Here is a 19,587-nt window from a genome sequence, read left to right on the forward strand (position 1 = left end):
GTGATGCTTTACCCTCGGCGGTTTGGTATGGAGTTCGGTGTGCTTCGTGGCACACTTTATTGCGGGCGTTAGACAAATAATTGGAGATGATATGGATATCGTAAAGAAACATTTTGAGGAAGAAGCGAAGGAATTTGACCAGATAATCTTGAAACTTATTCCGTATTACGAGGAGATGATAGAAGCTCTAGTTTCAATGATCCCATTTGATAAATCTGAGTCTATAAATGTGATAGATCTTGGTTGTGGTACTGGGACAATATCCAGGAGCATTAAGCAAGAATATCCAAATGCTAGAATCACATGCCTTGACCTTGCTGACAATATGATTGAAATGTCACGATTGAAACTAAGTAATTTCACGGATATTCGTTATCAGGTTGGTGACTTCGGAGATTATTCTTTTGATGACGACTATGATGTCGTTGTTTCATCTCTAGCGCTACATCACCTTGTAACAGATAAGGATAAAATTGATTTTTATCGAAAGGTCTATGATTCGCTTCGACCTAATGGTGTATTTTTCAATGCTGACGTCATACTAGGTTCAAACGACAAAATCCAAGCTGCATATATGAGCAAATGGAAATCGTTTATGAAAAAGACTGTTTCAGAGGAAGAGATTGAAGGTAAATGGCTCCAAAATTACCGAAATGAAGATAGACCAGCAAAATTAATGGATCAATTAAAATGGCTTGAGGCTCTAGGGTTTTCAGATATAGACATCGCTTGGAAGTATTATAATTTCTCGGTGTATGGAGGCTGCAAAGAAAGCATTTGCTTAACAAAAACATCAAGATGACGCGTTTCACTCGGCGGTTTTGGTATGGAGTTCGGTGCGCTTTGCTGGTTCAGTGGGGCACACCTTATTGCAGGCGATACACAAAAAGCGGCTAGCCTCCTCATAAGTCAGTGACCTGTTGCTTATTATCTGTGAGTAAGGATAATGACCATCTCTGTCCATACCCTTAATGTTGTCTGCAATGCGCCTTGATAAATTTGTTTGTAAAAGCACCGAGTTAACGAAATATGAAGCAACCCAATTGATAAATGCTGGAGAGGTGATAGTTAATGACGACGTTATATTAAATGAAGCAACTCAGGTTCATGAAAACAACAAAATAACTCTCAACGGTCAAAGGTTGAAAGCTCGCAGCTTCCGCTACATTCTAATGCATAAACCTGCAGATACCATTTGTTCAAATATTGATGAGGTTTATCCATCTTTATTCAATCATATAGACGTTGATAAAGTATCTGAACTTCATATAGCAGGGCGTTTGGATGCTGACACAACTGGTTTGGTTCTGGTAACCGATGACGGACGTTGGTCGTTCAATATAACTACGCCTACCATGCAATGTGAAAAAGTTTACCGTGTAGGTTTATATCATCCCATTGCGGATGATGTTGCCTTCAAATTTAAAAATGGCGTTAAATTACAGGGTGAACAGAAATTGACTTTGCCAGCAAAATTAGAGGTTATTAGTCCCAAAGAGGTACTTTTAACGATAACAGAGGGCAAATTTCATCAAGTTAAGCGTATGTTTACTGCTGTTGGTAATCGTGTTGTTTCGCTACACCGTGAAAAAATTGGGAAAATATCTCTAGATGTTGAGGTTGGGCAATGGCGCTATTTGACTGCGGATGAAGTGCAGTCATTTGCCATTTAAATCAAGTAGTATGAAGTTCGATGCACTTGGTGAATCCATTAGATCAGAAGGCAGGATGTGTGTCTACTTATTGAACAGTAAAGGGATTTCGTGGGGATCCCTTAGTAGCAGCCGTTATGTGTTTAAGAGGATATATGGAAATAACTCTACTTGCGGATTATCCGCATGAGGCAAATACGATAGCTCGATGGTATTACAATGAGTGGGCTTGTCACGCTCCCAATGTTTCCGAAAAAATGGTGCTTGAGAAAGTTACGGAAAAGTCAACCAATCGAAACAGTATTCCTTTGGCTATCATAGCTAGGAAAGGCAGTGATCTCGTTGGTGTCGCAGAGCTAAAGTACCGAGAAAATAAACACTATCCTGAGTATGTGCATTGGTTAGGTGGGGTGTTTGTAGCGCCTGAACATAGAGGTAAAGGAATATCAAACCAGCTCATTATCAAAGTTAAAGATAAGGCATCCAACTTGGGGGTTGCGAAGCTATACCTTCAATGCGAAAGTCATAATGTCGGACTTTACCAAAAGCATGGTTTTCAGGTTTTACACTCGGCAAATGACGTCGATGATTCAGTGGTTATAATGGCTTTTCAAATTACCACATAACAAACGATTATGGCGTCAACAGATAAATTTAAGCTGTTTTCGCCCCCCATAAGGTGCTAATTAAACATCTACTCAATCACACTAGTGGCTTGACTGTTTCTGGTTTTTCTGGTTATAAGATAAGTGAAAATCTACCAACTTTAACCCAAATTTTAGACGGCAAGTCATCCGCTAACTCAGCGACGGTTGAGGTGAATAAATTACCGGGTAGTAGTTATCGTTATTCTGGCGGTGCTTACACTGTATTGCAACAGTTACTAATTGATAATGAGGGTAAAGAATTTGAACAACTAATGTTCCAGAAAGTATTAAAGCCGTTAAAGATGACTAATAGTACTTTCAAGCAACCTCTTCCCAATGAATTTAGACATAACGTTGCCACTGGTTACACTCAACAAAATAAACCTATCGAAGGGGGATACCATATTTATCCAGAGCAAGCAGCCGCTGGTTTATGGACTACATCTCACGACCTTGCAAAATTCGCCATGGACTTGCAATCCTCTCTTAAAGATGTCTGATTAATGATTGTCACAATTAATACTGTAGCTAATACGAAACTAACTAATATTAAATAAACTCGAATTAGACAAAAATTACTTATGAGCAAGCAACAAAAACAGTGGTACGAAGAACTTTTTGAAAACTACGGTAAGCAGTATGATAAAGAGTGCTTTACTCAAGGCACTTTAGGCGAGTGTGACTTTATCGAAAAGGAGTCTATCTACAACAAACAACTTCGGATTCTCGATATCGGTTGTGGTACTGGCCGCCATGTAATTGAACTGACCAAACGCGGTTACATCAATGTGGTGGGGGTAGATCTCTCTGAGTCTCAAATTGTACGCGCAAAAGAGAAAACTGCTGCCGAACAGTTAGATATTGATTTCAGGGTTGCTGATGCGCGTAACCTACCGTTTAATAGTGAGTTTGATCTTATCATCATGCTATGTGAAGGCGGTTTTCCGTTGATGGAAACAGACGAAATGAATTTTGAGATCCTGCAGAATGCGAGAAATGCGCTGGCCAAAGGTGGAAAGCTGATTTTTACGACGCTTAACGGGCTTTTCCCAATCTTTAACTCTGTTCAAGAGTTTATAAATGAAGCAAGAGAGGAAGGTAATGCGAGCCAAGAAAAGCTGAGGTTCAATCTTATGACTTTCCGTGAAACTTCCGAAATGACAGTAGTCGATGATAATGGAAAAGAAAAGGTGCTACATACTAACGAACGTTGGTACATGCCTGTTGAGATCAACTGGTTACTTAAAACTCTGGGTTTCACGCAGATTGATATCTTCGCTGCCCATCTCGGTGATTTTTCTCGCGAGCATGAGTTGACTATTAACGATTTCGAAATGCTAGTGATTGCAAGTTAATTGACTATCTTAACTTGAGATGGAAAAGCAGGTTTGGCGTACGCTTAACCTGCTTTTTTTGATGAGTATATTGCTGAACTGTTAGTTACAGAGTCCGTAGCCTACGCATATACAAGATCTCAAGGTGACGCGTTACACTCGGCATCTTGGGGATGGAGTTTAGTGTGCTATGCCCAGTTCTACTCTTTTTCGGTTTCAGCTCCTTTTGAACAAAGACCTGCTAATAAGTAAAATGCCACTGCGCAAAGCATAATGGACTGGATGCCGAAATGCAGGGCAAGTCCAGCTGCTACTATGGAGGTGAGTACTGAGGCGCATCCGTTCATCGCCCAGGCATAGGCTCGCTGTAAAGGGGTTGTAAGGAGACAACGCATTCCCAGAGCGAACGGCACACCCATTAAAATGCCCGGCGGAATAAGTATAAGCAGGGCAAATAGATAGCGAAGTAGTGCTGGTAATCCTAGAAGGTAATCGAAAAGCAGATCCATAAAGATAAAAATGCCAAGGAGCAATAGGCAAAGACCCGTAAGAGAATAGATAACTGCATTTCTTCCCACTTTCTGAGACCACCACCCGCCGATTCCGGAAGCGAGCAGAATACCTGCCAGGACGAAAGTAAAGCTGAACACCGGGCTGGAAAAGATCAGGATATAGGCCTTAATAAAATAGATCTCCACGAACATAAACCCTGCCCCGATGGAAAAGAAGTAGAGCTTCTGCGCTAAAGGAACTCTCTCTTTTCTCCCTTTGGCAAGGAATCTGGGAAGCAGTAATAGCAGGGCAGCGACGGCCAGCGCCTCGAAAAAAACCACAGCAATGACGACCTCGCCGGAAAGAAGCATCGAATAGGGTCTGCTTCCCATGCTCTGGTACAGATCACCTAACCTGTTCCACTTGATAAAGCGGCCCGGGAACGGCCTGTGGTCATCCTGTGGTGCGGTATCCAGGAGATACTCATCGAAAAATTGTTTATCTCTTTGTTCACTGTAATGCCGGATCAGCTTCTCGACAGCAAGGTAATGATGGGGGAGTTCGAAAATATTGAAGCGATTGGCAAGGGAAGGCTGCATATCCCGGATATAAACAATGTCGAAATTCAGCTTTTCAGCAAAGTCCATCGGTGTTTCTATATTTTCAATAGGACTTTTGCTAACGAGCAGTGTGAAAATCCCCCAGTTTCTTAATAGAACAAGGTGGTGCTGTGGATTTTTTTTGCCGCGCTCCCGTAGGGCCTCAAGTGCCGTGGAGAAAAGGCGGAGCGAGTCGGAAGGAGGAAGAAGCAGCTTGCGTGAGATGATGATGATACCTTTTTCAGAAAGGTGATTTAGATACTCCCCGAAGGCTTCCGTGGTAAAAAGGTACTCCTGACTCAGTGCTCCAGATCCTGGCAGGGATGTTCCCCAGTTTTCAAGATGGATGATGTCGTATCTTCTTTGCGACTGCCTGAGAAATACTCGAGGATTTTCGGATGTTGTGTGCAGGTTGTAATGTTCCCCTATGGCTCGAGATATACTGGGGCTCTCATGAATAACTGACAGTTCTGGGACCCCAGCAGCAAGTGCCGCAGGTATACTGGTTCCTCCGCCTCTTATGATAAGAAGTGCGCTTTGGGGAAGAGGGACAAGATCGTAGCCTACCGCCGGTAAGGTGAATTCAGCAAAGCCGAACGCCTTTGAGTTGCCGTCTGCCCCATAGAGAACCAGCTGCTCGTCTCCGTCCCGGAAAATGGATTTCTGCACGGGAAGGCTGCCGCTATATTTGAGGCTGAGGCCCGGAGCATAACGGATATAGGGGCTGGTTACGGTTTCTATTTTGCCAGTTATGCTGCTCAGCGACTCTGTGACTGTTGAATGTGGAAATTGCAGAAGCTGGCTCAGTGATTTATATGGCGAAGGGGTGACAGCTAGCTGAGCAACGCCCCATGGGGTGAAGAGCAGAATCGCGGTCAGCAGCATAGTACAAACGCTGACTAGGGGAAAAAATAGATTCCGGGCCGGAGAGCGGGGATCGACGACTTTTTCACTCTTTATAAAAGCGGCTACAGTTGCATAACAAAGGGGGACTATCGCAACGGTCACGACGAGTTTTTCTTCCCCGATATAAGGCAGTAATAGGGAGGGAAGAATTGTTCCCAGAGCTGAACCTGCCATAGTGGAAAAGTAGATGATGCCTGTGTTTTCCGGCTTCTCGACATAAGCTGCCAGCACAACGAAACCTGCGAAGAAAAATGGTATCGCAAGAAGCGTATAGCTAAGAAAAAGGTAAAACGCCTGAATTGACTCCAGTGGAAGCCTGAAGTAATCAAGGGGAAGCTTTATTAGGATAATAAAGGAAATAAGCGTTGAGCAACTGTAGAAAAGCACCAAAAACGACATCGCTTTCCCTGTAGCAAATCGCTTTATCCAGCCATTTTTCCTTGAATCGAGAATACTCAGTAAAGTGCCGCTTGCAGCAAAGCCGAAAAGCGCGATGCTGATTACCATAAAGGAGAGATGATTCCACTGGCTGATCGAGAAGATCCTGGCCAGAAGTACCTCGAAGGCAAGAGAAGAAAGGGATACAAGGAAAACTACCGGGAGAATCATTGCTATTTCCCGGAGGACTGCATCGCGTGTCCGGTCATGGGAACAAAAAGAACACCGGCGATTTGCCAAACCCTATAGTCATCCCCCTTTTTGGTGACGAGCACAAGATTCTGATAGCTGAAGGGATTTCCCAAGGGAAGAACCAGCCGCCCTCCGTCCTTGAGCTGCGCCAAAAGGGGCGGAGGGATATGGTCAACAGCGGCGGTGATCATAATCGCATCATAGGGCGCTCCTTTATTCCAGCCGAAGTAGCCGTCACCACATAGTGCCTCAACATTGGTATAACCAAGAGAGTCCAGAAGCCTGCTGGCCTTAGCGCAGAGCTTTTTCTTGATCTCGATGCTAATCACCTCTTTTGCCACCTCGGAAAGCACCGCTGCCTGGTATCCAGAGCCGGTTCCGATCTCGAGTACTTTTTCACGGCCCGTGAGTTCGAGTATTTCCGTCATCAGGGCAACGATATACGGCTGTGATATGGTCTGTCCTTCGCCGATCGGCAGGGGGGAATCCGAGTATGCCTTGAAAGCCAGTATCTTTGGGACAAAGAGATGCCTAGGGATCTTTTTCATTGCCGTCAGCACTCTCTTGTCTACAATGCCGCGCATGCTTAGCTGGCTTTGGACCATGTCCTCTCGGGCGCGGACATACTTTTCGGAATCACTCACGGCTAATGCGGCAAGGGGCTGGAACCCGAATATGATAAAGGTAATAAACATAAACAATAATCTACCCATAGCGCACTCCCTACAGGATTTTGATATAGCTAAATCACTATAGAGTATAGGAAGAACAAACGTCTGTTTTTTCTGGGTAGGCAATAAACTGTGTGGCGTACCCATCAGGTCTAATTCAATAAATAGGCATTTAATAGGAAGGTTCGCCAGTTGAACTAAGAGCATACAAGTAATCAAGGATGAAGCGTTACACTCGGTGCTTATGGTGCGGAGTTCGGTGCGATTTTCTGGTTCAGTGGGGCAGACTTGATCACAGGCGTTGCAATTGGTGAAAAGAACAGCACTTCATTCCCTCAGCACTTGCCTAAAATCTAGTTCATGGTATTTTCACTACACAATTTTTTATTGGAAAAACTGTCATGCCAAAGGCAAGTGAGATTAAAAAGTTTGCTGCTATCGAACATAACGGCAAGGTATTTCTTGTTAAAGAAATCAACAAACTAACCCCTAGTGGCCGTGCTGGAGCGAGTCTCTACAGAATGCGCCTTTATGATGTCGCAACAGGTGCGAAAGCTGACGAGAGTTTTAAAGCTGATGAGATGATCACTCTTGCAGATTTTAGCCGTCATCCAGTTTCTTTCTCATATATTGATGGTGAAGAGTACGTCTTCATGGATAACGAAGACTACACGCCTTATAACTTCAATAAAGAGTCTATTTCAGAAGAGTTACTTTTCATCACCGAAGAGACACAAGGCCTGCAAGTACTTACTGTTGACGGTTCACCTGTTGCTATCGAACTTCCAGCGACCGTTGAGTTAGTGATTGTTGAAACAGATCCTTCAATTAAAGGTGCATCTGCTAGTGCTCGTACTAAACCTGCGATTCTTTCTACCGGTTTGTCTGTTCAAGTGCCTGAATATATTGCAAGTGGTGAAAAGATTAAGATCAATACTGCAGAGCATAAGTTCATGAGTCGTGCAGATTCAAAGTAATAGAAATACTAAATGATCAGGTAATGCGCAAGATTCGGCATTATTGATAAGGCCAGCACCGTTTACGGTGCTGGCCTTTTAGTTTGCACACACTTAGCCGTACTTTTATGTAGAAGAAATCAAGAGCACAATGGGACAACCAATGATAGCCATGTTGTTGCTAACAGCGAGGATGATAATTTTTCTTTCGGGTTTCTTGCAATAACTCACGATATGCGTAATATTTCATATGCTTGTGTGATAATGCGATTAGCATTGAACCAACAATTCGTTGAATAGAATGTGAATAATATACCGGGTGTGTTAAGTAAGATAAGCATTATCAATGAAAAGGAAGATGAATGTATTTAGAACACTTTAGTTCGAAAGAATATAATTTGTTGATCGACTGGATACCCTCTGAAGAGTGTAATTACCTATGGAGTGGGCCTATATACAAGTTCCCATTAACAGAGCGGCAGATTATTGAACACGTACAAAGACCGGAAGTAACTCCGTTCCTTTTAAAGAATAATGATAATACTATTGGTTATATTGAGCTGTTCCAGGAATCGCGAACTAATTATCGATTATGTCGAGTATTAATTGGTGATAAATCTCAACGTGGAAAAGGGTACGGAAAAGTACTTGTTGAATTAGCTATCGGATATGCCAAGACCGTTTTGAATGCAAAAATGCTTAATTTGGCTGTTTTTGAAAATAATAAAAAAGCGATTAACTGTTATCAGTCACTCGGATTCGAAGAAACAGGTAAAGAGGAAGGTATGCGTTCATTCAATGGTGAATATTGGGCATTGCTCTACATGTCTAAAGCTTTATAACAACTTTGTTAAGCACAAAGAACACCGATAGTGTGAATTTAATAGGCTTTTAGAACAGATATCCAACATTAGCATGGTGTCAAGCAACGTCATATTGCTGCTGTCTATCCTAGATTAGCAACATGGGACGACGAAAAGGAGTTTAAGATGATTGTTAGTTATGGGTTTATTGTTAAAGCGGCTAATTATGATTATAAGCATGATTGTTCAGTGCTTGAAACTGAATTATTTCGAACGGTAATTATTGGTGTGAGGTCCGATGATGAAGCGGTTACTGTCGCTAATGCCTTAATTGATAGCGGTGTACAAGTTATTGAGCTATGTGGTGGGTTCGGCAAAGAAAGTGCTGATTCGATAATTTCGAAGGTCAATTCACATATCCCAATAGGCTATGTGACATTCTCGGAGACTGAAGAGCTGAAATTATCTAAAATGTTGAGAGGCGAATAAGCTATTATACCCAAACTACCTCAAGATGCTCGTTTCAGCGAGAATGACTGGGCTGGTAGGCAAGGCGTTGATTTGAAAACATAGTGGCTCTACGTTAAAAAGTAGCAACACAGCATACCAGCCCAGTCAACTCGCCCTTTGGGAGTGATTCAGCAAGCCCATTTCTATGTCAAATAACGGCGAAAGGGGCCACCATTCCTGCCGCTATTTTCCTTGAACTGGACATGCTGATATCACTCTGAATCCTGCATCTTGAGGTAGTTTGGGTATATATGGTTGGTTGTTTGGACAGCGCTTTGATGACTTGTGTTGAGTCGTAGCCACCGGAGAGTGGCTACGTAATATAGGTTAATCGTTATGATTTAAAGGCAAGAATGGCACCAAAAGAGACTAATCCAACACCGCAAGCTTGATTTAATCGCTTTTTCATTCTCAATATACGAGTTTGAAGTGCATTTGATGTAAGCAGTATCGCGACAATACTGAACCATAGCGCGTGGAGCAATACCATATAGAGTCCATAGAACAGAACGGTATGCTGGTTATCAGAGTCAGGTGAAATCACTTGGCTGAAGATACTTAAGAAAAATAGCATTGTTTTAGGGTTCAATACATTACATAAGAAACCTTGAGCTAGATACTGTAAGGGTTTCACTTCATTTTCAGTACTTTCTACCGCCTCTAAGCTAGCATTTGCCGTTAAAATGCCTTTTATGCCTAGGTAGATAAGATATGCAGAGCCTGTATACCTAACCATTGAGAAGAGTAGTTCATTCTGTGAGATTAAGTAGCTTATGCCCAACATCGAGTAACCGATATGGATACAGATGGCTAGGCTGATCCCAAAGGCTGTCCACACACCGGCTTTTCTGCCTAGGTTAACACTATTTTTCAGCACTAGAACAAAGTCTGCCCCTGGGCTTATAACAATTAATAGTCCTAAGATAGCAAGGCCTAAGATTTCCATACATACTCCAAGTTGATCGTTGTTGAGCAATTTGAAGCGATTGTATCTGGCTTTTTGAGCAACTATAATCGAAACGAACTCAATTAACCTGTGAGGAATTGTCACATATGAGACATCTGAAGGCATTTCATGTTTTCCATGTGGCTGCATCATCATCGAGCTATAGTGAGGCTGCTGAAAAGCTATCTATTACGCATGGCGCAGTAAGCAAGCAAATCAAAGTGTTGGAAAGTTATCTTTGCCAGCCTTTGTTTTACCGGCAAGGGCGCAATGTGCATTTAACGCATGAAGGAGAGCTTTTAAAAGGTTACACAGAACAGGCTTTTGAAGCGCTTGAAGCTGGCGTTAACAAGCTGTCACAAGTGAGTAATAAGTGCCTAGAGGTTTCTTGTGAACCGACATTAACGATGCGGTGGCTGATGCCTCGCTTGTCGGATTTCTATATCAATAACCCTGGTGCAGATGTCAGGTTATCAACTGCCGGAGGGCCAGTGACACTTGGAGCCAATGGCTTATCACTGGCTATTCGCCGTGATGATTTTGAATTACTTCATGACTATAAGAAAACGACGTTAGTGGACGAGTGGGTTGGGCCGGTATTTTCGCCAGACTATTGGCAGCAAGTAAAAGATGATTTAAGCAAGGTTAAGTTGCTTCATAGTCAGACGAGACCGCAAGCCTGGACACATTGGGCAGATAGATCGGGCAATGCGTTTTTACTAGGTGATACCCATCAAACATTTGCTCATTTTTATTTTTGCTTTCAAGCGGCTGTTGATGGGTTAGGGGGCGCATTAGGGTCATACCCATTAGTCGAGGATGATCTAAAGCGCGGAAATCTCATTGCTCCATTCGGCTTTATATTATCCGGGCACCGCTATATCATGCTGAACCAAGAAGTAACATCTGATGATGATCTAGAAAAGACGTTTATCACTTGGCTACAACAAAGCTTGTTACAAAGTGTACCGACTCAAGCTGAGAGGAAATTAGTATTGTCTCCTAATTAATCACATTCAACTGTTTCGTACCCCAAATAACCATTATCTTTCAATGTTGAAACGGGTTCATACCCGATATTCTGCGCATCAATAACGTTTTCTTTATTGATAAGGTGAATGTTAATATTGCTATCGCCTAAACCACATTGAGCTGCGATAGCGATACCTGTTATGTATGCGCAACTGGACTCGAAAACATCCACACCATAATCAATCAACGGCTGAGCCGTTTCTTCTACACTCAACCCGGAGGATTCGCATTGTATGGCACCATCATCGATATAAACGTAAGTTCGTTTATCATCGCTGCTATTACAAGCAACCAAACTCATCAATATGGGTATTATTAATAATTTTCTCATGGCTATCCTTGTAAAAATGCAGGGCTAAATGAATGCAATATTTCGTCAAGAGTTGTTGATTAGCCTCATTTTATTGATAACTCACACTTGCCAAGCCTTCGATACGAGCAAGTCTATACCAAATATGAATTAATTCCCCGTATTATTGAACTTGTATTATATACGGTAGGGTTCTAAGTTTTTAACCCGTGTACTTAAAATTAGATGGGGGTACTATTTTATTTTCATTAGGACGTGTGGGTTGTACCATTATGACTGATTTAATAATACAACGTCATCTGGATAAATCGTAATACAGTGATTGTCACTGATGAATGGGTAGATAGACTGAAGGTAGGTTTGTTACGTCGCCATTTATTTGCTCGTCTCTTTGTCTGATTCAGGTTGTGTTTTCACGTTTTCAGCGTCACCTTTTTCTTTGTCATTTTTCGCTTTTTCTTTAGCTGCAGCCTCCTCTTCCAGCAGGCGTTTGGGAGTGGACTTTTCTTTCATTTCCAACCGATATGTGATTGCATAATTGAAATCTGAGGTCTTGTTGTTGATTAAGGACGCTAACGCTTTACTGTCTACCTGGTTAAATTTTCCCATCTCTTTGGCGGTAAGTTTAGATTTACCGATGATTTCGTCATCGGCGAGGTCAACCATCACTGTTGCTGCCTCAGCGAGGGCGGCAGCATATTCGTCCGGTTCATTAAAGTTATAGTCGGAGACTTTCATATGTTTACGTATTTCGAGTGCCCAATTGAGTTCAAAGAAAGGAGGAGGGGATGCTTTCTGAGTGTTACCTTTTCCCTTCTTCTTCATTGGGTATGAATAACTGATATCTTTCAAAAAATAGACCAGCGACAGATACTTATCATGCTTAAGCTGCTTTCGGCCAATATATTCAGGCAAATCACCCGGTTTAATTTTTTCCCCCTTGGCGTTGTTTAACCATACCTCGTGGTCATTGTTCATTTCCGGCCAGAAGTCATCATCCGAGCCGAGTAAGTTATGGGTCACTCTAACCATGACAGGGACACTGGTTCCACCATTGGGCATGTCCCAAAATGTTGAAAGGGTATGATGGCCCTTGGTTAAATAGAGAGTCCCTTTTTCGGGCCCGACAATGACAGTATTGAGTGCTTCGATATGTGTACCAGGTTTGTCTGTGCAAGTGTAGGAGGATGGATCGGTAGGTTGTGATTCGTCAGTCCACTTTTTAACGCCTTTCGCTCCGTTTGCGATGCAAAGATCGTTATACATGCTTTTTCGATTTTCTGTATAACGACTGAGCTTGGCAAACTCCCAGTCAAAACTGAGTACGGCTTGCGTAGGCAATAGCTGGTCTAAGGTAACAGTGATTACATCACCATTACTTAGCTCGTCGTAGGTGATTTTCTCAGCGAGAGAAGATGTGGCAAAAAAGTTTGCAAAAGCAATTACACTCACGATAACAGTGTCACGAAGACTTGGCATAAATCAGGCCTCACGGGCAGCAACTGACAACACAGAGTCTAGCAAAGAGTGATAAGCGGGGAGTGTTTAAGAAGTAATAAAACTAACCTGATCTAGCTAGTGATTGAGCGGTAGATCAGGCTAGGTATTGATGGGGATTAGATGCCTAATTCATCAAGCAAATCGAAATCAACAGTAGCTGCGGATGACTCTTTTTGCTCTTTTTCTGCTTGCTCTTTCTTTGCATTTTCGATGATGGTATCGGGGTCGACGTCATCGTGCTGTACAAATTCTTCTAGCTGAATAAACTCCGTTTTATCCATCGCCAACTCGAGATAGAAAATGTTGTTTTTCTCGGTTGTAAAGCTTACACGGCGTGCTTGCGGTCGATCTAAGTTGGTATCGACAGAAAGCAACACCTGCTTGTTGAGAGCCAGCATTTTTGGCTGGTTCTGGGTTATAGAGATACGCAGCTCTCGGCGAATTTTACTGGTGAAGTCACCAACCACTTGGTTCATCAACTCGCCAAGAACATCGGCAACTTCGTCGGCAGAGTGGTGGATGGCTAAATCATCCTTGGGGATGCCCATTTTTAGCATGTAGTCTTGATAAAGCTCTAAAGCGGCCTGCTGGGAAAAGTTTGTTACCACTAAGCCAGTAAACCCACCATCAAAAAGGACAAAACAACCGATATCCGGCTTTAAGCTGGTTTTATTGATTTTTTGTACCATCGCAGAGTAGCCGACTTGGCTATCCGTCGCCTTTGATAATACAGTCGAAATTGATTGACAAAGCTTTAGCAGGATGTCGTCAGTGGTGATGGTTTTCGTTTTTTTCATTGTGTACTCGGATACCTAGCTTGCAGTTTTCTGCAGTGTGTCATTAAACGCTATCAATTGCACAGTACTTGAGAGAGTGAATTGATATGGCTCACTGTTTTAAAACAATGAGCGCACGTATTGTACTCGTCTTGCCCAAGCTCAGCCGGTATATTGGCCCAATGTGCAATCGGAACTTACGGGGATTAATTATCAGGCGAAACGCTTCTCAAGATAAGTAATGATGTCACTAGATTCGTACATCCATTCCACATTGCCGTCATCCCCCTCAATTCGTAGGCAAGGCACTTTACGCTGGCCTCCGCCGTTAATCAGCGCCTGCTCCCATTGCGCCTGCTTGGCATCTTTTGTATCAAGGGGCAGGTTCAAGCGTTTTGCAGCCCGGCGTACTTTGACACAAAAAGGACATGCATCGAACTGGTAGAGCTGGATTTGGGCCATAGCATCAGTAATTTTCTTTTGTTCGCTTTCTGAACGCTTGATTGATTTAGGTGAAAAAAGAAAGTTTAGCAGCAGAATAATTCGGCCTAATACCCAACGGATGACTTTCATTGAAGGCGTGTCCTTATTGTTATGATCTAAAGCTCGAATTGTATTACAGGCAACCTGGCTTGATAACTATAATTTCACATTTATACCAGAGAGAAAAAATGAAATGCATTTCATAACCATATTTCTAGTATGGACAATGAATTCCTGAAACTAATTATTAACAAGTGGCTGACATATTCTGCCTGTAATTAGTTTAACCGTTTAATTAGATCATATGAATCTTATTGAGAGAGTGCTCAATACATTGTGCTTACGTACTGAATAAAAAGGCATTTTTTATTCCTGATGTCAGCATTGTTAACTTTTATCTCAAAAAAGACGATCCAGTTCACTTATTAAATAATTTTCATAGGCTGTAAATATGATTCTCTTGAAGATAGATTATTATTAGTCAGTCCATGAAATAAATCTGAGGAACATACTCAACGTGCTAAGGAAGCAGAACATTCTTATCTGTGATGACTCGCCGGTAGTGCACAGAGCAATGTCTAGGATTTTGTCCGGGCAGGAAGCTTTGACACTGTATTTTGCTGAGAATGGCAAACAGGGGCTTGAGTGTCTCACTAATCATGATATTGATGTCATGTTCCTTGATTTGACGATGCCGGTTATGGATGGTTTCGAGGTCCTTCAGATCTTGCCGGTTCGTCAACATGAGACAAAGATAATTATCTTGTCTGCGGATGTTCAGAAGCAGGCGATGGAACGCTGTATTGAGCTTGGGGCGCATCATTTTTTGCCCAAGCCTTTTAATCCTGAACAGACTCTAATAATGCTTAGAAAGCTTGGTATTGATATTCATGAAGGGCAGGAGAAACTGGTACACCATCAGCCGGGTAATGACTATATTCAAACCTTCAAAGAGGTTGCGAATGTTGCGTTAGGACGAGGTGCTGCCATCATCTCCGATCATTTTGGTGAATTTATCAAGATGCCATTACCAACGGTTGCTAGGATGAGTGTTGGCGGGTTGGCCATGGCAATTAACGATATTAAGCAGCACAGTGAATCTGTGGCGATTGCCCAGCGTTTTGTCGGGGGGGGGATTCATGGTGAAGCATTGGTTTGTTTGCGCGGTAAAGATGTTGATGAATTTGGAGAGCGGCTGGGATTTAGTCAGGTAAATGAACATAAGAGTGAGATTGTAATTGATATAGCTAATCTTATGGTTTCCTCTTTTTTGGTGGCATTATCTGAGCAGATGAATATTCCTTTTTCAGTTCGGCAGCCGATTGTGCTGGAAGATTATATGGTATGGAGTGATAGCGAGAGTAGTAACTCTGACCTATTTACCGTTGAATATACTTATCAGGCTGAGTCATTGGACCTGGAATGCGATGTGTTGTTTATGATGGATAACAGCTCAACGCAAGTAATTAAAAAAATAATGGATACCCTACATTGAATCAAGTAACACTTGCTGACTTTCACCTAACCATGCAGGTAATGGATAACATTGATGCAGGTGTGGTGATCATTGATAAATCGTATAACGTCCTGGCGTGGAATACGTTTATGCAGGCGTACAGTGGTATTACCTCAGAGCAAATTATGGGAAAGAATTTGTTCGATGTTGTCGATGATCTGCCCGCTGAATGGTTAAAGAATAAAATCGCATCTACTTTTAAGTTACGAATGCGATCGTTTAGCTGCTGGGAAGACAGGCCGAGTATCTTTAACTTTTCCAACTTTAGCCCGGTAACGGGGGGCTCTGCGTTGATGTTTCAGAACATGACGTTAACGCCACTGAAATCGCTGAGCGGTGAGTTATCACATATCTGCTTAACCATTACCGATGTATCAGACATTGCAAAAAATAAAACCCATTTGCGGGAGTCTAATGAGCAGCTTACCCACCTAAGTATGACTGACAGGCTAACTCAGCTTTATAATCGAGGGCATTGGGAAGCCTGTTTGGCGGAAGAGTTTGAGCATTGTCGAAAAACCAATGTACCTTCAACATTGGTGATGTTCGATATTGACCACTTCAAAAAAGTTAATGATACGTTCGGGCATATCGCTGGTGATGGCGTTATTCGTAAAGTGTCCAGCCTGTTGCGCCGAGCCAAGAGGCAAAGTGATATTGCAGGGCGCTATGGCGGTGAAGAATTTGGCGTGATTTTGCCTGGGACTTCAGCGGAACTAGGGCTCTATTTTACCGAGCGCCTGCGTAACAGGGTTGAGGCTGCCTCAGTGGCTGTTGATATCAGAAGTGTCAATGTCACTATTAGCTTAGGTGTGTGCGAATGGGCGCCTTGGATGCAAAGTTATGAAGAGTGGCTGGAATTATCCGATAGCGCCTTATATCAGTCCAAGCAGAATGGCCGCAATCAAACAACGGTTTATTCCAGAGGGGAATGCGAAGACCAAGAAGCGAACTGGAAAAAAGCCAGTTGTTGATATGTATTCCGTCTTGGCAGCCTTTTTTCAGTTTGATCGAGAGCAAGAACATTCCTTGCTAGTGTTGTAATTTCGCAGATTCTTCTTAGAATTGATGAAAATTATTATTAATCCAAAGAAATATTATGGTTGTTGAGTCTGAAGGTTATCATGCGCTGATAGAATATTTTACTGAGCATCTGTCGTTGTTCGAGAATGCGAACAAAGATGGTTGCAATGAAACAGTAGAGGATGTTGTAACAGATATGATTGCAACGAATCTAATGGCGGTTTTCTCACAAAATCCTGATCTTGAAGCCGAATTTCGTTTCAAGTTGATGCAGGAAGCAGATGCGGTAGTTGAAGATTTATGTGAGGTCTTAGCTGGGGCCTGGCGTTGTTGCCCGACCAATGAACAGATTACATTTCTCGAAGATTACATCGGGTTAGTAAAAAATTTATTCGACAGCGCGATTAGTCAACAAGAAGGCTAATTGTATTGATATACCCAAATTCTCGCTGAAACGAGCATCTTGAGGTTACTTGGGTATAGAGGTTCACAAGAGGTAGCGAGAGCTGCCTTTTTTTGTGCCTGTAGATTGTTGAAACAATAAGAGGCACGTTATTCACCGCATTGATTTTATTGATAAACCAAACGACCAGAAATAATTTCGTAACAATTCTTGGGTAAGTTACCGACAACAAATTCGAAGGTGGCCACATCACAGTGAACCACCGAAGCTTATTAAAACTGAAACCTTAGCAAGGGATACTCGCTTAAGGTTTATCAGGGATTTTTACGAAATGGAACAGACACAGCTTGGCAAACCAAAGCTCTCAATCGTAACGTATATTCAGATAGTATTTCTGTTACTTGTCTCGACAGGAGGACTGTTGTCATATTTTGGCAACAAGGGTTTGAATGATGTTTCTCAAGAGTTTGAACTATTAAGCCAGCAGGCTTTACCGGTAGCGATGAACAATGCCGTGATTGTTCGGGGTTCACTTGAAACGGCACAGCGCCTGGCCGAAATGATAAATAGCCGTTCAGTTGAAGAACTGGAAACGGCATACCAACAACTGAGTCGTGATCAGCAAGCAATCTCGTCTGCAATGAGCGAGCTGAAAATGCTGGCTGAAACCTACCAAATCAATTGGTTGAATCGAGATGTTGCCCGCTTTAATCAGAAAGTCAGCCAGATAGAACTAATGTCATCAAACCTCAATGAGTCTCAGCAGCAAATCTTGCTGACTCAGGCCAAAGTTGAGAGTGACAAAGCGATGATGAACTACGCGGTGTCGGGTGTAAGAGCTGAAATGAGCCGTTTAGGAATGGATCTATATACCGGAAATTCTGATGGCTTGAATCATGTCAATAACTTTGTAAACCACTCGCTGGAAATGGCCAGTAACCTCATTGCCCTGCTAATCGAAAAAGATCCGTCTAAAGCCAAGCAATTGGCTCGGGGTTTGAAAAGAACCAATCTTTCGGGAATGCAGTATGCGTGGCGGGAGCTGAATAAAATTGACCGTACTATTGCTGATTATACCAGTGTGACGGTTCCTCTCGAGATGGTTGAGGCCTTGTTTGCCAAGCAGGGAATTGTAGAGCGCCACTTACGGACATTGCAATTGATGCAGGTGCAAGCAGCGAAGGTTGAAGAAGCGCAAAGCTTGATTGGTTCAGTGATGAGCGAGCTAAATACCCTGACAACGGGGGCTAATACGATGATTAAGCAAGGCGAATCAGGAGTGATGGAAGCGAGCGAGAATGCAATCACCTTGTTTATTACTATTAGTATTGCAGGCTTGATCCTTGCAATTGCATCAAGTGCTTGGATCAGCCAGACGGTAAGAGCCTCGTTGAAGAGGATTGATCGTGTCGTTAATGCAACCAGCAAAGGTGATTTGACAGTACGGGCGACTCAACATGCACCTAAAGAATTTGCCATTCTAGGTGGGCTGTTGAACCAGTCAAATATCAACAACGGCCAGACGCTGGGGAAGCTAGTCGATAACAGTAACAGTTTAAATACGGCAGCAGAAAGTAGCCAGCAGGCGGCTTCACATTCCCGTATGGCGCTAAAACAGCAAAGTGACGAATTGATAACGATTGCCTCGGCAATTTCCCAGCTGGAGTGTTCAATCAAGGACATAGTGTCAAGCACAACTGAATCAGAATCTGAAGCCGAGAAAGCGAACAAGCTTGCCTTGCAGGGTGTTGAAATTATAGAGCGTAGTACCTTTGGCCTTCGATCCTTGGATCAGCAGTTTGTCGTTAATGAGCAACGGATGGCTGAGCTGGGCAACCATGTAAACAAAATTACTGAAGTGGTGGAGCTAATAAGCTCTATTGCTGATAACACTAACTTATTGGCGCTGAATGCGGCGATTGAAGCGGCACGGGCTGGTGAGCAAGGGCGTGGTTTTGCGGTTGTTGCCGATGAGGTAAGGAAACTGGCAAGTGAAACTAACCTTCAAACTGAGTCCATTCGTAAGACAATCAGTGAATTACACCAAGCGGCTAAAGATGCCAATGAGGCGATGGCGGTAAGCAGAAGCGAAATGACTTCGTCAATTGAGCAAAGTAGTGAGGTTCAGGTTGCTATCGATCAGATCCAAAAGATGATTGCATCTATCAATGACAAGGTGATCACGATTGCAGCGGCAACCCAGCAGCAGGAAAGTGCCTCAATTGAAGTCGGCCGCAGTGTTGAGCATGTGGCCAATCAGGCCAAGACGAATAGCCAACAGCTCAAAACACTGGTGAAAGAAGCCAGTACAGTGGCGGAGATTGCTAACCAGCAGCAAGCACTTCTTTCCCGCTATCAGTTGCCAGCGTCAATCGGCTAGTCGCTATAACGTAAGTTT

Annotated in this window: 20 protein-coding genes; 13 read left to right on the top strand and 7 right to left on the bottom strand. The window is 42.9% G+C overall.

Translation table 11 applies throughout. The features are described from left to right. Positions 1-91 precede the first annotated feature (91 nt). From AC51G0_RS08520 to AC51G0_RS08540, 5 genes are all read left to right on the top strand, one after another. Entirely contained in the window at positions 92-802 is a 711-nt protein-coding gene (locus tag AC51G0_RS08520) for a class I SAM-dependent methyltransferase (protein ID WP_496301619.1), read from the top strand. A 181-nt stretch (positions 803-983) separates the two neighbouring features. Then, the gene (locus tag AC51G0_RS08525; protein ID WP_496301620.1) at positions 984-1,673 is read left to right on the top strand and encodes a pseudouridine synthase; all 690 of its coding nucleotides are present in this window, start codon (positions 984-986) and stop codon (positions 1,671-1,673) included. A gap of 134 nt (positions 1,674-1,807) precedes the next feature. Further along, complete coding sequence (locus tag AC51G0_RS08530; protein ID WP_496301621.1) at positions 1,808-2,278, top strand: GNAT family N-acetyltransferase; 471 nt, start codon at positions 1,808-1,810, stop codon at positions 2,276-2,278. An 89-nt stretch (positions 2,279-2,367) separates the two neighbouring features. Beyond that, entirely contained in the window at positions 2,368-2,799 is a 432-nt protein-coding gene (locus tag AC51G0_RS08535) for a serine hydrolase domain-containing protein (RefSeq protein WP_496301622.1), read from the top strand. An 81-nt stretch (positions 2,800-2,880) separates the two neighbouring features. Next, positions 2,881-3,654, top strand: a complete 774-nt coding sequence (locus tag AC51G0_RS08540; protein WP_496301623.1) for a class I SAM-dependent methyltransferase — start codon at positions 2,881-2,883, stop codon at positions 3,652-3,654. Between the two features lie 179 nt (positions 3,655-3,833). On the opposite strand, the gene AC51G0_RS08545 is transcribed toward AC51G0_RS08540, so the two are convergent. Beyond that, positions 3,834-6,239, bottom strand: coding sequence for a spermidine synthase family protein (locus AC51G0_RS08545; protein WP_496301624.1), 2,406 nt, complete (start codon positions 6,237-6,239; stop codon positions 3,834-3,836). A 2-nt stretch (positions 6,240-6,241) separates the two neighbouring features. Continuing rightward, positions 6,242-6,973 carry a protein-L-isoaspartate(D-aspartate) O-methyltransferase gene (locus AC51G0_RS08550; RefSeq protein WP_496301625.1) on the bottom strand — a complete coding sequence of 244 codons (732 nt, stop codon included), beginning with the start codon at positions 6,971-6,973 and terminating at the stop codon, positions 6,242-6,244. A gap of 359 nt (positions 6,974-7,332) precedes the next feature. On the opposite strand from AC51G0_RS08550, the gene efpL reads away from it, so the two are divergent. The 3 genes from efpL to AC51G0_RS08565 all read left to right on the top strand — a co-directional run bounded on the left by efpL (position 7,333) and on the right by AC51G0_RS08565 (position 9,179). After that, positions 7,333-7,908 (top strand): elongation factor P-like protein EfpL, encoded by a 576-nt coding sequence (efpL, locus tag AC51G0_RS08555; RefSeq protein WP_496301626.1) that lies wholly within the window; start codon positions 7,333-7,335, stop codon positions 7,906-7,908. Between the two features lie 341 nt (positions 7,909-8,249). Then, entirely contained in the window at positions 8,250-8,729 is a 480-nt protein-coding gene (locus AC51G0_RS08560) for a GNAT family N-acetyltransferase (RefSeq protein WP_496301627.1), read from the top strand. A 147-nt stretch (positions 8,730-8,876) separates the two neighbouring features. Then, positions 8,877-9,179 (top strand): DUF6506 family protein, encoded by a 303-nt coding sequence (locus tag AC51G0_RS08565; RefSeq protein ID WP_496301628.1) that lies wholly within the window; start codon positions 8,877-8,879, stop codon positions 9,177-9,179. Positions 9,180-9,534: 355 nt separating this feature from the next. On the opposite strand, the gene AC51G0_RS08570 is transcribed toward AC51G0_RS08565, so the two are convergent. Continuing rightward, a complete protein-coding gene (locus AC51G0_RS08570; RefSeq protein ID WP_496301630.1) occupies positions 9,535-10,146 on the bottom strand; it encodes a LysE family translocator in 612 nt (203 codons plus the stop codon). Between the two features lie 107 nt (positions 10,147-10,253). Between AC51G0_RS08570 and AC51G0_RS08575 the strand changes: the two genes are divergently transcribed. Next, positions 10,254-11,156, top strand: coding sequence for a LysR family transcriptional regulator (locus tag AC51G0_RS08575; protein WP_496301631.1), 903 nt, complete (start codon positions 10,254-10,256; stop codon positions 11,154-11,156). Here AC51G0_RS08575 and AC51G0_RS08580 read toward each other — a convergent pair. The 4 genes from AC51G0_RS08580 to AC51G0_RS08595 all read right to left on the bottom strand — a co-directional run bounded on the left by AC51G0_RS08580 (position 11,153) and on the right by AC51G0_RS08595 (position 14,337). Next, positions 11,153-11,509 carry a hypothetical protein gene (locus AC51G0_RS08580; RefSeq protein ID WP_496301632.1) on the bottom strand — a complete coding sequence of 119 codons (357 nt, stop codon included), beginning with the start codon at positions 11,507-11,509 and terminating at the stop codon, positions 11,153-11,155. The genes AC51G0_RS08575 and AC51G0_RS08580 overlap by 4 nt on opposite strands. Positions 11,510-11,863: 354 nt before the next feature. Next, entirely contained in the window at positions 11,864-12,967 is a 1,104-nt protein-coding gene (locus tag AC51G0_RS08585; protein ID WP_496301633.1) for a ParB/Srx family N-terminal domain-containing protein, read from the bottom strand. Between the two features lie 137 nt (positions 12,968-13,104). Beyond that, positions 13,105-13,785 carry a DUF3334 family protein gene (locus AC51G0_RS08590; RefSeq protein ID WP_496301634.1) on the bottom strand — a complete coding sequence of 227 codons (681 nt, stop codon included), beginning with the start codon at positions 13,783-13,785 and terminating at the stop codon, positions 13,105-13,107. Positions 13,786-13,977: 192 nt separating this feature from the next. Continuing rightward, complete coding sequence (locus AC51G0_RS08595) at positions 13,978-14,337, bottom strand: glutathione S-transferase N-terminal domain-containing protein (RefSeq protein WP_496301635.1); 360 nt, start codon at positions 14,335-14,337, stop codon at positions 13,978-13,980. A 484-nt stretch (positions 14,338-14,821) separates the two neighbouring features. On the opposite strand from AC51G0_RS08595, the gene AC51G0_RS08600 reads away from it, so the two are divergent. From AC51G0_RS08600 to AC51G0_RS08615, 4 genes are all read left to right on the top strand, one after another. Next, complete coding sequence (locus AC51G0_RS08600) at positions 14,822-15,742, top strand: response regulator (protein WP_496301906.1); 921 nt, start codon at positions 14,822-14,824, stop codon at positions 15,740-15,742. Then, on the top strand, positions 15,739-16,737 hold the full coding sequence (locus AC51G0_RS08605; RefSeq protein WP_496301636.1) for a GGDEF domain-containing protein: 999 nt from the start codon (positions 15,739-15,741) through the stop codon (positions 16,735-16,737). The genes AC51G0_RS08600 and AC51G0_RS08605 overlap by 4 nt, the downstream gene beginning before the upstream one ends. 125 nt (positions 16,738-16,862) lie before the next feature. Next, a complete protein-coding gene (locus AC51G0_RS08610) occupies positions 16,863-17,210 on the top strand; it encodes a DUF3802 family protein (protein WP_496301637.1) in 348 nt (115 codons plus the stop codon). Between the two features lie 310 nt (positions 17,211-17,520). Continuing rightward, complete coding sequence (locus tag AC51G0_RS08615) at positions 17,521-19,569, top strand: methyl-accepting chemotaxis protein (protein ID WP_496301638.1); 2,049 nt, start codon at positions 17,521-17,523, stop codon at positions 19,567-19,569. Positions 19,570-19,587: the final 18 nt, after the last annotated feature.

The organism is Photobacterium sp. HL06 (assembly GCF_059552575.1).

Bases quoted from the DNA above. Each gene is read 5' to 3' on its own strand.
- AC51G0_RS08570 (WP_496301630.1), bottom strand. From the start codon at position 10,146: ATGGAAATCTTAGGCCTTGCTATCTTAGGACTATTAATTGTTATAAGC.
- AC51G0_RS08560 (WP_496301627.1), top strand. From the start codon at position 8,250: ATGTATTTAGAACACTTTAGTTCGAAAGAATATAATTTGTTGATCGAC.
- AC51G0_RS08550 (WP_496301625.1), bottom strand. From the start codon at position 6,973: ATGGGTAGATTATTGTTTATGTTTATTACCTTTATCATATTCGGGTTC.
- AC51G0_RS08610 (WP_496301637.1), top strand. From the start codon at position 16,863: ATGGTTGTTGAGTCTGAAGGTTATCATGCGCTGATAGAATATTTTACT.
- AC51G0_RS08595 (WP_496301635.1), bottom strand. From the start codon at position 14,337: ATGAAAGTCATCCGTTGGGTATTAGGCCGAATTATTCTGCTGCTAAAC.
- AC51G0_RS08580 (WP_496301632.1), bottom strand. From the start codon at position 11,509: ATGAGAAAATTATTAATAATACCCATATTGATGAGTTTGGTTGCTTGT.
- AC51G0_RS08600 (WP_496301906.1), top strand. From the start codon at position 14,822: ATGTCTAGGATTTTGTCCGGGCAGGAAGCTTTGACACTGTATTTTGCT.
- efpL (WP_496301626.1), top strand. From the start codon at position 7,333: ATGCCAAAGGCAAGTGAGATTAAAAAGTTTGCTGCTATCGAACATAAC.
- AC51G0_RS08540 (WP_496301623.1), top strand. From the start codon at position 2,881: ATGAGCAAGCAACAAAAACAGTGGTACGAAGAACTTTTTGAAAACTAC.
- AC51G0_RS08575 (WP_496301631.1), top strand. From the start codon at position 10,254: ATGAGACATCTGAAGGCATTTCATGTTTTCCATGTGGCTGCATCATCA.
- AC51G0_RS08590 (WP_496301634.1), bottom strand. From the start codon at position 13,785: ATGAAAAAAACGAAAACCATCACCACTGACGACATCCTGCTAAAGCTT.
- AC51G0_RS08520 (WP_496301619.1), top strand. From the start codon at position 92: ATGGATATCGTAAAGAAACATTTTGAGGAAGAAGCGAAGGAATTTGAC.
- AC51G0_RS08545 (WP_496301624.1), bottom strand. From the start codon at position 6,239: ATGATTCTCCCGGTAGTTTTCCTTGTATCCCTTTCTTCTCTTGCCTTC.
- AC51G0_RS08525 (WP_496301620.1), top strand. From the start codon at position 984: ATGCGCCTTGATAAATTTGTTTGTAAAAGCACCGAGTTAACGAAATAT.
- AC51G0_RS08615 (WP_496301638.1), top strand. From the start codon at position 17,521: ATGGAACAGACACAGCTTGGCAAACCAAAGCTCTCAATCGTAACGTAT.
- AC51G0_RS08565 (WP_496301628.1), top strand. From the start codon at position 8,877: ATGATTGTTAGTTATGGGTTTATTGTTAAAGCGGCTAATTATGATTAT.
- AC51G0_RS08585 (WP_496301633.1), bottom strand. From the start codon at position 12,967: ATGCCAAGTCTTCGTGACACTGTTATCGTGAGTGTAATTGCTTTTGCA.
- AC51G0_RS08530 (WP_496301621.1), top strand. From the start codon at position 1,808: ATGGAAATAACTCTACTTGCGGATTATCCGCATGAGGCAAATACGATA.